A 13,961-nucleotide genomic window follows, 5' to 3' on the forward strand; every position below is an offset into this window, starting at 1 on the left:
AGTGCAGCCAACAAAGAGGCAACTTGAAAGACGAAGTGTATATATACCAGTATCAGGCTTTTTTTATTCCTTATACCCCCTATAATCGGCAGAGAATTTTAAACTACCGCTACTGGGTTACGACCATGCAGAAGAAATCTATCTATGTTGTTTATACGGGTGGAACCATTGGGATGCAGCATTCCCCTAATGGTTATATTCCCGTTTCCGGTCATTTACAGCGGCAGCTGACAAAAATGCCCGAGTTTCACCGCCCAGAAATGCCAACATTCACGATCCGTGAACATCATCCCCTTATTGATTCTTCTGATATGAGTCCAGATGATTGGGGAATTATTGCCAGTGATATTTATCAGAATTACCATGATTACGATGGTTTTGTGATCCTGCATGGCACAGATACCATGGCTTTTACCTCTTCAGCCCTCTCTTTCATGTTTGAAAATCTTAACAAGCCAGTTATCGTGACAGGGTCACAAATTCCATTGGAAGCACTGCGTTCAGATGGTCAGACAAATTTGCTCAATGCCCTGTATCTGGCAGCCAACTATCCCGTCAATGAAGTCAGCCTGTTTTTCAACAATAAATTGTATCGAGGGAACAGAACTGTCAAAGCCCATGCTGACGGTTTTGATGCTTTCTCTTCTCCTAATTACCCTCCGCTTATCGAAGCCGGTATCAATATCCGGACATTTAACACCGCTCCACTGCCCGTTGGTCACGGCGATTTTGTTGTACATCAAATCAGCTCACAGCCAATTGGCGTAGTCACTATCTATCCGGGGCTGTCGAGCCAAGTAGTTGAAAATATCCTGATGCAGCCTGTCAAGGCATTGATTTTGCGTTCTTATGGTGTCGGCAATGCTCCTCAACGCCCTGATTTATTGAGAATCTTAAAAGAAGCAACTGAAAGAGGAATCATTGTAATCAACTTAACACAATGTATTTCCGGAAGGGTCAATATGGAAGGTTATGCTAACGGTCATGCACTGGCTGCATCAGGTGTGATCAGCGGCTACGATATGACATTTGAAGCAACCTTGACAAAACTTCACTACCTGTTAAGCCAGCACTATGCAACCGAAGAAATTCGCTCTCTGATGCAGCAAAATCTACGCGGAGAATTGAGTTACTCCGACAAATAATAAGCATATTCAAAATATTAACGGGCAGACTATAAGACGAAAGTATGAATTAAGGAATAGAATGAAAACCGCACTATTACTTATCGATCTACAAAATGACTTCTGTACAGGTGGCGCACTGGCGGTAAAAGGGAGTGAAGAAGTTATCACCGTAGCAAATGAAGCTATTCAATTGTGTCAGCAGTACAATGTCAGCATCATTGCAAGTCAGGACTGGCACCCGTCTAATCATATGAGTTTTGCAGTAAATTCAGGCCAGCCAGTTGGTGAATTAGGTGTGCTAAACGGTATCCCTCAAATATGGTGGCCTGTACATTGTGTACAGGGGCAATCAGGCGCAGCTTTCCATCCAGCCTTAAACCAAGCTGCTATCCAGGAGATTTTCCGTAAAGGTGAAAATCCACAGATAGACAGTTACAGCGCATTTTTCGATAACGATCGTAAAAATGCAACCCGATTACATGGCTGGCTATCAGAGCAACATATCAATCGCCTGCTTATTCTTGGTATCGCTACCGATTACTGCGTAAAATTCACCGTATTAGATGCCTTAGAACACGGGTATGAAACTTACGTTATTACGGAAGGCTGCCGGGGGGTTAATATTCACGCGGATGACAGCCAGCAGGCTATTGAGGAAATGGCAGCTAAAGGCGCCAAATTTACTTCATTGAAGGAGATAGCTGCCCTTTTTTAACGTACCAAGCATAAAAATATTTTTAAACCGCTGACCACTATAACTACATATCCTAAATCAGATTAGCCTCGTTCTTTATGCTCAATCAATAGGGAGAACGAGGCTACCGATTTAATCTACTGGCTCATTCTTCTGATTGCGGCTTCAATCTGGCAACCATCTCTGACTGAAACATTGCTTTCAGTTCTTGTTTACTTTTTACGGCAATTTGGCCATCGGTGCCAATCGTCATATGTTCCGGATCGTGATTATGTCTGGCTTGCCAAAGCATTACCATTTGCAGGCTATGCTCTTTTTGCTCTGGTGTTAATGGAACACCATCCTGCCATTTCCCTAATTCGACAGCCTGAACCAGTCGCTGGTAAATCTCAGGTGTCATGGCAGAAAGTAAATCATCTACATTCATCGGTATTTCCTTAAGGCTATTATTTCCTTAAAACTATATACTAACATCTCTGGCTGAATCGATTCTATATAACTTGCCAATTCGCATCATATTTGGTCAAAAAACGTCGCCACTTATCATATTAACCGGCGGTTTCTTCTCCTGAGTCTTCATCAATGAAGCGTAACGCAGCCGAATTAATGCAAAAACGCTCTCCTGTAGGTTTAGGGCCATCAGGAAAAACATGCCCCAAATGTGCCTGACAATGGCTGCAACGCACCTCGATCCGATGCATACCATAAGAATAATCATCAATATAATTAATGGATTTATCATTAATCGGCTGATAAAAACTTGGCCACCCACATCCGGAATCAAATTTTGTGTCGGAAACAAATAGTGGCTGAGAACAGCACAGGCAATGATAAATACCACTTTTCTTGTTGTGCAACAGTTTTCCTGAAAATGGCGGCTCTGTACCTGCTTCTTGCGTCACATAACGCTGCATTTCACTGAGCTGCTCAAGAGGAGAAGAGATATCTTTAGCCATGATAACCACCTTTTAAGGCCAGTATTTTCAACAAAAGGTACCGAAAACAACAAAAAGCAAATATTAAACTGTTAAATCGCATTTTAACCCATTCAACATGATGATTTACTTTACTAATTGTGATAAATCTCACATATCTCATTAATGGTAACTTTAAATATCTCCTTATACCCCGATAATAGTGAGCGTAAAGATTGTTACAGTTGTATAACGGATATCCAGATAGTGGTTTTTAAATTGATCTTTTTCAATTGTTGACACGATTCCGCTTGACGACTGGCAAGATTTTGGTAACTTTAGAAACAACTTTTAATTCACTAAAAAATAGCTGGTGGAATACTATGACTATCAAAGTAGGTATTAACGGTTTTGGTCGTATTGGCCGTATTGTTTTCCGTGCTGCACAAGAGCGTTCTGACATTGAAATCGTTGCAATCAATGACCTGTTAGATGCAGATTACATGGCTTACATGCTGAAATACGATTCAACCCATGGCCGCTTCAAAGGTACAGTTGAAGTTAAAGACGGTCATCTGGTTGTTAACGGCAAAACCATCCGCGTTACATCTGAAAGAGACCCAGCTAACCTGAAATGGAACGAGGTAGGTGTTGATGTTGTTGCTGAAGCAACCGGCATTTTCCTGACTGACGAAACTGCGCGTAAACACATCGCTGCCGGAGCGAAAAAAGTTGTCCTGACTGGTCCTTCAAAAGACGATACCCCAATGTTCGTTATGGGTGTTAACCACAGCGCTTACGCAGGTCAAGACATCGTTTCCAACGCATCTTGCACAACTAACTGCCTTGCTCCACTGGCTAAAGTTATCAACGATAAATTTGGCATCGTTGAAGGTTTGATGACAACTGTTCACGCAACAACAGCTACTCAGAAAACTGTTGATGGCCCTTCTGCAAAAGACTGGCGTGGTGGCCGTGGTGCGGCACAAAACATCATCCCATCTTCTACCGGTGCTGCAAAAGCAGTAGGTAAAGTTATTCCTGAACTGAACGGCAAACTGACTGGTATGTCTTTCCGTGTACCTACTCCTAACGTTTCTGTTGTTGACCTGACTGCCCGTCTGGAAAAACCAGCAACTTATAAAGAAATCTGTGAAGCAATCAAAGAAGCTGCTGAAGGCGAGTTGAAAGGCATTCTGGGTTACACTGAAGATGACGTTGTATCCACCGATTTCAACGGCGAAAAACTGACTTCTGTCTTCGACGCAAAAGCAGGTATCGCACTGAACGATAACTTTGTAAAACTGGTTTCTTGGTATGACAACGAAACAGGTTACTCAAACAAAGTTCTGGATCTGGTCGCACACATTTCTAAATAACTGAACCTGTCTACCTTATAAATTTCAGGTTGCAGACAACAAAATCTCAACCTGAAAGATAACAGGTATAATCATTGTTCAATAAGCCACCTTTTACGGTGGCTTTTATTTTACCACTCTTTCACAATAAGCTATTCTTGCCTTCATTAACCATCAATACAAGTTTATATAAGGTCATGATGATGCTTGATAAAATTTTCTCTTTGCCAATTGTAAAGCAGATATCTCCTCATATCAGTCAACGGGATATTGATGGATTTCCATTAATTGTGATTAGTCACCCGAAAGTCCGCAGCGCAATCAGTATTCAGGGTGCGCACCTTATGGCGTGGCAGCCCAGTGGTGAAAAGCCAGTATTATGGTTAAGCAATAATACAAAATTCCGTGCAGGAACAGCCATCCGTGGTGGTATCCCCATCTGTTGGCCGTGGTTTGGGCCTCAGGACACGCCGAGTCATGGGTTTGCCCGGATTTTACCATGGGAATTCAAAGGGCATCATGAACATGAAAATGGTGTCATTTTGATGTTCACACTACAAAACAGCGAATATACCAAACAACTATGGCCACATGAGTTTACACTTATTGCCCGCTTTAAATTAGGTGAAACCTGTGAAATAGAGCTGGAATCCTACGGAGATTATCAAACCACATGCGCTCTCCACTCTTATTTTAATATCAGCGATATAGAGAAAATTCAGGTCAGTGGATTAGGCAGTCACTTTATCGATTCGATAACCAACAAAAAACAGCAATCGACTAGTGAAAAACTCACGTTTCAAGGGCGAACCGATCGTATTTACACCAAGCCAGAAGATTTCAGCCTACTTAATGATAAACAATGGAAGCGTACCATCGAGATTCATCACTATCATCACAGTGATATCGTTTGCTGGAATCCCGGAGCAGAATTATCAGGCAGCATGCAAGATATGGAGAACGAAGGCTATAAAACTATGGTCTGTGTTGAAACTGCTCGTATCAGTAGCCCCTTGTATTCTAAAAACGGGAACCCCGGCAAGCTATCTGTCGTCCTTCGTTGCCGCCAGACAAGCTGAACATAACTTATTGGTCAGAATTAAAATGGGATGAACAGGCATTGATTCAAACTGCATGGAAGCGGTACGAAAAAATGCCTGAGAAAATAATAAACCCTTTATCATTAATCAACAACCACCGGAACACGTCTGGCTAAAGCGCACAACAGTTCATAACCTATCGTTCCAGCAAACTCTGCGACTTCATCCACGGGTAATTTTGCTCCCCATAGCTCAACAGAGCTACCGATTGTGGCTTCTGGGCATGGTGTCAGATCCACCGTCATCATATCCATTGATATCGCTCCCAGCACACGGGTGCGGATACCATCAACAACAACAGGTGTTCCTGTTGATGCATGACGAGGATAGCCATCAGCATAACCGCATGCAACAGTACCCACTCGGGTTGGAGACTGTGTGGTATAGCGGCTGCCGTAACCAATTTTTACCCCTTTAGCCAGTTCATGGACCGCGATAATTTCACTTTTCAGACTCATCGCAGGTCTCAATCCCGAATCTGCAATATCACGCCACTTTCCGCTGGGAGACGCCCCATATAGAATGATCCCCGGCCTGACCCAATCACGATGCGTTTGCGGGTGCCATAGAATGGCGCCAGAATTAGCCAAGCAATGCGAAAGATCGTCCATTCTGAGCTCTTTAACCACTGTAAATTGCTCACTAACACCCATTTCATTATCGGAATTCGCAAAATGGGTCATTAAAGTGACTGATCTGATATTCTGTATCCCATTTGCCATTGATACTATCTGTGGATATTCATCGGGAGTGAAACCCAGACGGTTCATGCCACTGTTAAGTTTTAAGTAGACATCTACAGGTTTATCGAATTCTGCCTCTTCTATTGCCTGAAGCTGCCAGCGACTATGTACTGCCGTTGTCAGATTATATTTATTGATTATCTGCAAATCTTCGGCTTTGAAGAAACCTTCCAACAACAGGATAGGCCCTTGCCACCCCTGTTCTCTCAAATAAATAGCTTCATTCATATCAAGCAGAGCAAAACCATCCGTCTGCGTGAGTGATTGCCATATTCTGTCCAACCCATGCCCATATGCATTCGCTTTCACTACCGACCAAATTTTACTGTGACCGACCTTCTGACGGATCATTGCCAGATTATGGCGGAATGCATCAAGGTGGATCGTCGCCAAAATAGGACGTGGCATATTGACCCCTTCTAATTTACTTTACGCAGTATGTAAGCGATGCTTCGCCCGAAGTACTTTGGTATTAAACCCATCGGTGTATCTGAATACAGAAAGATCATCCGCGGCAATATCAGTTTTTTTGCCTGAGATTAAGTCAGATAACAGCTTTCCTGAACCACAGGCCATCGTCCAGCCTAATGTGCCATGTCCGGTATTCAGATAAAGGTTAGCGTATTTCGTCGGGCCAACAATAGGTGTGCCATCCGGTGTCATCGGGCGTAACCCAGCCCAGAATGAAGCTTCAGCAATATTGCCACCGTCGTGGTAAAGATCATCAACGACCATTTTTAGTGTTTCACAACGGCTTTTTAGTACGTCCAAGTTAAAACCGACGACTTCTGCCATACCGCCAACCCGGATACGATTATCGAAACGCGTAATAGCAATTTTATAAGTTTCATCCAGTATCGTTGAAGTCGGTGAACGAGTTTCATCCATTACCGGCATTGTCAGCGAATAGCCTTTCATAGGGTAAACCGGAATTGTGACAAGACCTCTCAATAATTCGGTGGAATAAGCCCCCATCGCTATCACATACTGATCAGCGGTTATAACACCATCATCACACTGAATACCGCTAACCTTATCGCCATCCATCAGAATTTGTTTAACCTGCTTGTTAAATATAAATCTGACACCTGCTTTTTCTGCCATTTTGGCTAATTCTTTGGTAAAAATCTGGCAATCACCGGTTTCATCATTAGGAAGTTGCAATCCCCCCGTTAATTTATGGGAAGAGTGGACAAGAGCCGGCTCTACTGACGCTAATTGTTCTGCCGTCAATAATCGATAAGGAACACCCTCCTGCTCCAATACCGCAATATCCTTGGCTGCGCTATCAAACTGCTTAGCAGTTCTGAACAGTTGTAATGTTCCCCCTAGACGCTCCTCATACCGAATACCTGTATCCGCTCTCAACTGTTTAATACAGTCACGGCTATATTCAGCCAAACGCACCATCCTGCTTTTATTCATCGCATAATGGTCAGCATCGCAATTGCGTAGCATTTGCCACATCCAGCGCAACTGAAATAATGAACCATCAGGGCGAATAGCTAGCGGAGCATGGCGCTGAAACAGCCATTTGAACGCTTTTAACGGAATACCCGGAGCACCCCAGGGAGTTGAATACCCGGGTGAAATTTGCCCGGCATTGCCTGCACTCGTTTCTTCGGCAGCACTCTGCTGACGATCCACGACGATCACTTCATGACCTTCCTGAGCCAGATACCAGGCGCTGGTGACGCCAATAACACCACTGCCTAAAATAAGGACTTTCATTCTGCCACCTGCTGATAAGAAATATACGAAGACAAGCATAATATGCTAATTAGAAAAATCCAACACAGAATAATAGACCATGAAATGATTAATTGAATTTTAGGATTTAAATCACAATTCCATTACAAAATCATGATAAAAAACTTTCTTATTATCAGATGAAAAACAAAAAAACAATCTAAAATACAATCAAATAGTAAAGAATTAAATGCTGTTAATTGATTATATAAGTGTTCTGAAAAGTGATTTTTACGGTAAAAAAGCAACATTAAGTTCACAATATTCGAATTTATATTAATTCAAAAAAATGAAATAATTAAGAATTAAATCCCGAACCAATGTGAGCTGAACAGTATAATAATTTAAAAATTTGAATTTTACAGCTTGAGTGGGTTTTCACCATTTATGAGGAGATAAGAAAACACCTCTTCATAGGTATAATTATTAAAAAATGGGAAGCAGCGAACTACACAAAGCAGTTCGCCTTTAAAGAATAAGCTAGATTAGAAAATCAACTTGATAATTGGAAAAGATATAATTTGATTAATTCTGACGTGCTGCTGTTAAGTCATTGAACATAATGCCTTGCATTTCATGCCAAATGGTTCCGCTTTCTTTACCATAATTACGTACGCATTCCATGATTTTATCGTAGGCTTCTTCCCGGCACAGTACGCTTAATTGCTGATAGAAATTCAGCGCCAGTTTACGAGCCTCTGGGTTCGAAAAGTAATAACGACCCACACGAGTATAAAGCCCTTTTAATCCGTTAATGATCAACCCATAAATAGGATTTCCTGACGCAAATGCTAAGCCACGGAAAATATCATAATCCACAGAACTGAAAGACTCCGCAGTGTCTTCTGCTTTATCTTTTTCAGCCAGAACTTCCAGTGCTTTTTCCGGATTATGTCTGAATGCAGTACGGATAAAAATGGCCGCAATATTTGTGCGCACTGACAGTAAATTATCCACCAGCTGAGGCACACGATCATGATCTAAACGTGCCAGAGTTTCCAGAATATTAAGACCTGATGTTTCCCAGAAGTTATTGACCTTTGTTGGTTTTCCATGCTGAATAGTCAACCAGCCATCACGAGCAAGACGCTGCAATACTTCACGCAAAGTGGTACGAGTGACACCGATTAATTCAGATAATTCACGCTCTGCTGGCAGAATGGAGCCTGGTGGAAAACGATTATTCCATATACTTTCAATGATATACTCTTCCGCAAAACTCGCAGGACTCTGAGCCTTAATTACCATATTTAAACTATTCCAAAACTGTTTTCTTGGCTAATAATAGGTACTGATCATACCAGAATGCGCCAGATCGACATAGTTACATAATAAATAAACCATGAAAGAGTGAAAGAGGTCATAAAAAAATATAATTATTACCCAATTAATTATGAGATTATCCCCTTAAATTACCACCAGTTAGAGCGTACGATACCCAATGTATTTCGAGTTGCATCAAAACAGTCAGGAAGCGTCTCCCAGAGGCATAATCACTAGATGACTGGAATAAACGAGCGCAACCAACAGAGAGGTAACTGGAAAAACAGCGGGTATGTTGTGCTTTAGAAATGTCCCATGTATCCACAGAAGAGGAATATTAATAATAATGGAAATCAGTATCCGACGTGCAGTGGTGAAAAACTTTCTCGGCAATTCGCCGGATTGGTACAAATTGGCTATCGTTGTTTTTCTTATCATCAATCCACTGGTTTTTTTCTATGTCAGCCCCTTCGTTGCAGGCTGGATGCTCGTTGTGGAATTTATCTTCACACTGGCAATGGCGTTAAAATGCTATCCGTTGCAGCCGGGAGGTTTACTTGCTATTGAAGCTGTGCTTATCGGCATGACCTCACCAAAACAGATAGGGCATGAGATCAGCAATAATCTGGAAGTTATTCTGCTGCTGATTTTCATGGTTGCCGGTATTTACTTCATGAAGCAACTTCTGCTATTTGTTTTCACTAAACTACTCTTGAGCATTCGTTCCAAAAAAATGCTGGCTCTGGCCTTCTGTCTGGCAAGTGCATTTTTATCTGCTTTTCTTGATGCCCTGACAGTTATAGCCGTTGTTATCAGCGTATCTGTTGGCTTTTATTCTATTTATCATCGTTATCTTTCCAGCCAGAATAATGGCAGTACAGATCTTAACGATGATCAATTTATTGATAATGAAGATAAAAGACAGACACTGGATCAGTTCCGGGCATTTCTGCGCAGCCTGATGATGCATGCCGGTGTCGGTACAGCATTAGGCGGTGTGATGACGATGGTCGGTGAACCACAAAACCTGATCATCGCAAAACATGTTGGCTGGGATTTCGTGACATTCTTTATCCGTATGTCTCCTGTCACCGTGCCTGTTTTTATCTGTGGATTACTGGTTTGTCTGCTGGTTGAACATTTCAAACTGTTTGGTTACGGTGCCGAACTACCTGAGCGTGTCCGCTCTGTTTTGGAAGACTATGCGAAAAAAGCCGGTGAAAAACGTACCCGTCAGGAAAAAGCTCAGCTTGTTGTTCAGGCTTTAATCGGCATCTGGCTGATTGTTGCTTTGGCATTCCACCTAGCTGAAGTCGGTTTGATTGGCCTGTCAGTGATTATTATGGCTACTGCTTTTTGTGGTATCACGGAAGAACATGCTTTAGGTAAAGCCTTTGAGGAAGCCTTACCGTTTACTGCATTATTGACAGTCTTCTTTTCTGTGGTTGCGGTCATTATTGATCAACAACTATTTACCCCATTTATTCAGTTTGTACTGCAATCCTCACCAGCGTCACAACTTTCCCTGTTTTATCTGTTTAATGGTCTGCTTTCCGCAGTATCTGACAACGTATTTGTAGGTACTGTTTATATTAATGAAGCTCTGACTGCGCTTAAAAGTGGTCTTATTTCACAGCAGCAATATGAATTTTTAGCTGTAGCCATTAATACAGGAACCAACCTACCATCCGTAGCGACACCAAACGGACAGGCTGCTTTCCTGTTCCTGCTGACATCTGCGCTATCGCCACTGATTCGCTTGTCTTATGGGCGTATGGTACTAATGGCTCTACCTTACACAATTGTGATGACTCTTGTGGGTCTGCTGTGTGTTGAATTTTGGCTACTGCCTGCTACTGAATATCTTGTAAAACTTGGTTGGGTTATCCCACAATAATCCCTTATATTTATTATTAAGGAATTCTGCCGGATAGGGTGTAAAATCCCCCTATCCGGTTTTTTTATCCCTTCGAATATCCAGTCGATTTCATGCTGCCTCCGGCGGTACAGGAACGAATTTGCACCACCAACAAAAAGGCAATTTGAAAGAGGATGGGTATAATTTAAAAAAACAACATAATTGACCTTAAATTGATTCTTTTGTGATTTAAGAAACGGCAGAATAAACGGCTACCTATATATACGATACGGGAAGAAGAAGAATGTTACATTTTCTAAAATGGAGTTCCCAAGGGCGAAGCGCATGGTTGTTAATGGCGTTAACAGCTCTTTTACTGGAGTTTGTTGCTCTTTACTTTCAACACGTTATGCAGTTACAACCCTGTGTAATGTGCATTTATGAGCGTGTTGCTCTATTCGGTATTTTCGGGGCGGCCCTGCTGGGAGCTATCGCCCCCAAAACCCCGCTGCGCTGGCTGGCTATTTTACTCTGGCTTTATAGCTCATGGCACGGATTACAACTGGCATGGGATCATACCATGATGCAGTTATACCCCAGCCCTTTTAATACCTGTGAATTTTTTGTCAGATTTCCGTCATGGCTGCCGTTAAATGAATGGCTGCCTTCGGTGTTTCAGGCTTTTGGCGATTGTTCAATAAAACAATGGTCATTTCTGACACTGGATATGCCGCAATGGCTGATTGGTGTCTTTGCTGCTTATTTATTAGTGGGTGTTCTGGTTCTGATCAGCCAGTTTTTCCGGCTGAAATATAAGTATTAAGAACAAAAAGGCTGTCTTTCCTACGCGGGGAAAGCAGCCTTTTTCGCTAACTCTAATTGATAATCCCTTCCTATCCGCTATTATTGTTTCCTTTTCATGTTCTCCGCCATAAAATCATCGTAATTTTTTTAAGGGCCTTTAGTCGAACAGCCATCAGAAACAGTAAAGAACAACCAGAAATGAATACTCAAAAAGAACAGTATAATTTTAATAAATTACAAAAACGTCTGCGTCGTGATGTCGGGCAAGCCATTGCAGATTTTAATATGATTGAAGAAGGCGATCGCATTATGGTCTGCCTTTCTGGTGGCAAAGACAGCTACACCCTGCTGTCTATTTTGCAGAACCTGCAAAAAAGTGCCCCTATTAACTTTTCGCTTATTGCCGTCAATCTGGATCAAAAACAACCAGGTTTTCCTGAGCACATCCTTCCGGCTTATCTGGATGAACTGGGCGTCGAGTATAAGATTGTCGAAGAAAATACCTACGGTATTGTCAAAGAAAAAATCCCGGAAGGAAAAACAACCTGCTCTCTGTGCTCCCGACTACGTCGTGGTATTTTATACCGCACCGCTACTGAACTGGGCGCAACCAAAATCGCTCTGGGGCATCATCGTGATGATATCCTGCAAACTGTCTTTCTGAATATGTTTTATGGCGGCAAATTAAAAGGCATGCCACCTAAACTAATCAGTGATGATGGTAAACACATTGTTATACGCCCGCTGGCTTACTGCCGGGAAAAAGATATCGAACGCTACGCAGAAGCGAAAGCATTTCCCATTATTCCTTGTAATTTGTGTGGCTCACAGCCAAACCTACAACGTCAGGTTATCAAGGATATGCTGCGTGACTGGGACAAACGCTATCCCGGACGCATTGAAACTATGTTCCGAGCGGTACAGAACGTGGTTCCATCACATCTCAGCGATTTTAATCTGTTCGACTTCAAAAGCATTAATCACGACAGTGAAATTATTGCTGGAGGGGACCTGGCTTTTGATCGGGAGGAGTTACCCGTACAACCTGCTATTGACCCTGATGAACAAATTGATTTTCAGGCGGATCGGCTGGATGTTATCGAAATAAAGTAATAAAAAAATAGCCGATGCTAAGGATTTTAGTATCGGCATAATGTCAATTATAATCGGTATAAAATTCAATATGAGAAACACTACAATCATGGAGCACAACGTTCATCGCTCAACGTTGTATTCACCTGCAGGGTTATAGTGCCTCAACTTGAGATACTGATTATTGATATATCTCAAATCCGCATGAAATTAACCATCAGATTCAATGAACATTCGGTTCAGAACTCACGGCAATCGCAATTTTTCCTATAACCACTTACTTCGCTTTAACCACCATGCGAACCCCGCTATCAATAACGACAGCAGCAGGCTGAATAAACCAAAGCCAAATTCATCCTTATTTCCGGGGATCCCGCCAAGGTTAACACCAAATAAACCGGTTAAAAAAGTACTTGGTAAGAATATCATTGTTAACAATGACATCATGTAAATACGACGGTTCATCGCATCCGCCATAATGGAAGTAATCTCATCGGCAAGGACCGCTGTCCTTGCGATACAGCTATCCAAATCATCCAGCCCACGCCCGAGACGATCAGAGACTTCCTGAATCAGATGACGAGCCTCGTCACTCATCCACGGCAACTTCTCACTGGACAGTCGTGTCAAAACATCTCGCTGGGGTGCCATATACCGACGAAGAACAATCAATTGTTTGCGTAATAACACTAACTCACCTCGTCCTGGGATCTTCTGTTCCAGAATGTTATCCTCAAACTCAATCAGGTTGTCATGCAACTCTTCAATAAAATCGTTCACTTCGTCGGTGATAGCATCGGCGATTTCAACCAGCCAGTGCCCTGTATTTTTTGCTCCTACGCCATTATTTAAATCAGCCAGAACCTGATCAACCGAATAGACTTTTCTATGGCTGCTGGAAATAATTATCCTGTCATTAATGTAGATGCGAAACGATACCAAGTGATCAGAGCGGGCATTGTCATTGCGATTAATTGTCCGCAACATAATCATCGCCCCTTCACCGGTACGAATGAGTTTGGGCCGAATACTCTCACCCACCAGCCCTTCTTTTACCGGGACTGGTAGTTGGTTAGTTTTCATAATCCATTGATAACTAGCTTGATTTTTATAATCAAGATGCTGCCAGAATGGTTGCCCTACCGTCGCAGATACATTTTCGCTAAAACCTGTAGTCCCTCCCTTCCCATTCAATTGGCAGGCATACACAGCGTTTGAATCTTTAAATGCTGAGCCATAAATCGTTTCCACATCCTCTC

At 42.3% G+C, this 13,961-nt stretch carries 13 protein-coding genes; 7 read left to right on the forward strand and 6 right to left on the reverse strand.

Annotated elements, in window-relative coordinates; genetic code table 11:
• The first annotated feature begins 125 nt into the window (after positions 1 to 125).
• Together ansA and pncA are read left to right on the forward strand one after the other, a co-directional pair.
• On the forward strand, positions 126 to 1,145 hold the full coding sequence (ansA, locus tag Xsto_RS03130) for an asparaginase (RefSeq protein WP_099108303.1): 1,020 nt from the start codon (positions 126 to 128) through the stop codon (positions 1,143 to 1,145).
• Between the two features lie 61 nt (positions 1,146 to 1,206).
• Positions 1,207 to 1,842, forward strand: coding sequence for a bifunctional nicotinamidase/pyrazinamidase (gene pncA / locus Xsto_RS03135; protein WP_099124079.1), 636 nt, complete (start codon positions 1,207 to 1,209; stop codon positions 1,840 to 1,842).
• Between the two features lie 124 nt (positions 1,843 to 1,966).
• Here pncA and Xsto_RS03140 read toward each other — a convergent pair whose 3' ends face one another.
• Positions 1,967 to 2,248 carry a YeaC family protein gene (locus Xsto_RS03140; protein ID WP_099108099.1) on the reverse strand — a complete coding sequence of 94 codons (282 nt, stop codon included), beginning with the start codon at positions 2,246 to 2,248 and terminating at the stop codon, positions 1,967 to 1,969.
• A 121-nt stretch (positions 2,249 to 2,369) separates the two neighbouring features.
• Positions 2,370 to 2,777, reverse strand: a complete 408-nt coding sequence (gene msrB, locus Xsto_RS03145) for a peptide-methionine (R)-S-oxide reductase MsrB (RefSeq protein ID WP_099108100.1) — start codon at positions 2,775 to 2,777, stop codon at positions 2,370 to 2,372.
• 341 nt (positions 2,778 to 3,118) lie between these two features.
• On the opposite strand from msrB, the gene gapA reads away from it, so the two are divergent.
• Positions 3,119 to 4,114 (forward strand): glyceraldehyde-3-phosphate dehydrogenase, encoded by a 996-nt coding sequence (gene gapA / locus Xsto_RS03150; protein WP_099108101.1) that lies wholly within the window; start codon positions 3,119 to 3,121, stop codon positions 4,112 to 4,114.
• Positions 4,115 to 4,296: 182 nt separating this feature from the next.
• The gene (locus Xsto_RS03155) at positions 4,297 to 5,172 is read left to right on the forward strand and encodes a D-hexose-6-phosphate mutarotase (RefSeq protein WP_099108102.1); all 876 of its coding nucleotides are present in this window, start codon (positions 4,297 to 4,299) and stop codon (positions 5,170 to 5,172) included.
• Between the two features lie 104 nt (positions 5,173 to 5,276).
• On the opposite strand, the gene dadX is transcribed toward Xsto_RS03155, so the two are convergent.
• From dadX to fadR, 3 genes are all read right to left on the reverse strand, one after another.
• Positions 5,277 to 6,344, reverse strand: coding sequence for a catabolic alanine racemase DadX (gene dadX / locus Xsto_RS03160; protein ID WP_099108103.1), 1,068 nt, complete (start codon positions 6,342 to 6,344; stop codon positions 5,277 to 5,279).
• A 21-nt stretch (positions 6,345 to 6,365) separates the two neighbouring features.
• On the reverse strand, positions 6,366 to 7,667 hold the full coding sequence (locus tag Xsto_RS03165) for a D-amino acid dehydrogenase (protein WP_099108104.1): 1,302 nt from the start codon (positions 7,665 to 7,667) through the stop codon (positions 6,366 to 6,368).
• A 543-nt stretch (positions 7,668 to 8,210) separates the two neighbouring features.
• Positions 8,211 to 8,933, reverse strand: coding sequence for a fatty acid metabolism transcriptional regulator FadR (gene fadR, locus Xsto_RS03170; RefSeq protein WP_099108105.1), 723 nt, complete (start codon positions 8,931 to 8,933; stop codon positions 8,211 to 8,213).
• A 361-nt stretch (positions 8,934 to 9,294) separates the two neighbouring features.
• On the opposite strand from fadR, the gene nhaB reads away from it, so the two are divergent.
• From nhaB to ttcA, 3 genes are all read left to right on the forward strand, one after another.
• Positions 9,295 to 10,845 carry a sodium/proton antiporter NhaB gene (gene nhaB, locus Xsto_RS03175; RefSeq protein ID WP_099108106.1) on the forward strand — a complete coding sequence of 517 codons (1,551 nt, stop codon included), beginning with the start codon at positions 9,295 to 9,297 and terminating at the stop codon, positions 10,843 to 10,845.
• A gap of 265 nt (positions 10,846 to 11,110) precedes the next feature.
• Entirely contained in the window at positions 11,111 to 11,629 is a 519-nt protein-coding gene (gene dsbB / locus Xsto_RS03180; protein WP_099108107.1) for a disulfide bond formation protein DsbB, read from the forward strand.
• Between the two features lie 152 nt (positions 11,630 to 11,781).
• Positions 11,782 to 12,723, forward strand: a complete 942-nt coding sequence (gene ttcA / locus Xsto_RS03185) for a tRNA 2-thiocytidine(32) synthetase TtcA (protein WP_255398356.1) — start codon at positions 11,782 to 11,784, stop codon at positions 12,721 to 12,723.
• A gap of 246 nt (positions 12,724 to 12,969) precedes the next feature.
• Here ttcA and zntB read toward each other — a convergent pair whose 3' ends face one another.
• The gene (zntB, locus tag Xsto_RS03190; RefSeq protein WP_099124080.1) at positions 12,970 to 13,953 is read right to left on the reverse strand and encodes a zinc transporter ZntB; all 984 of its coding nucleotides are present in this window, start codon (positions 13,951 to 13,953) and stop codon (positions 12,970 to 12,972) included.
• Positions 13,954 to 13,961 lie beyond the last annotated feature (8 nt).

It is taken from the genome of Xenorhabdus stockiae, from assembly GCF_002632825.1.
GTDB lineage: Bacteria > Pseudomonadota > Gammaproteobacteria > Enterobacterales > Enterobacteriaceae > Xenorhabdus > Xenorhabdus stockiae.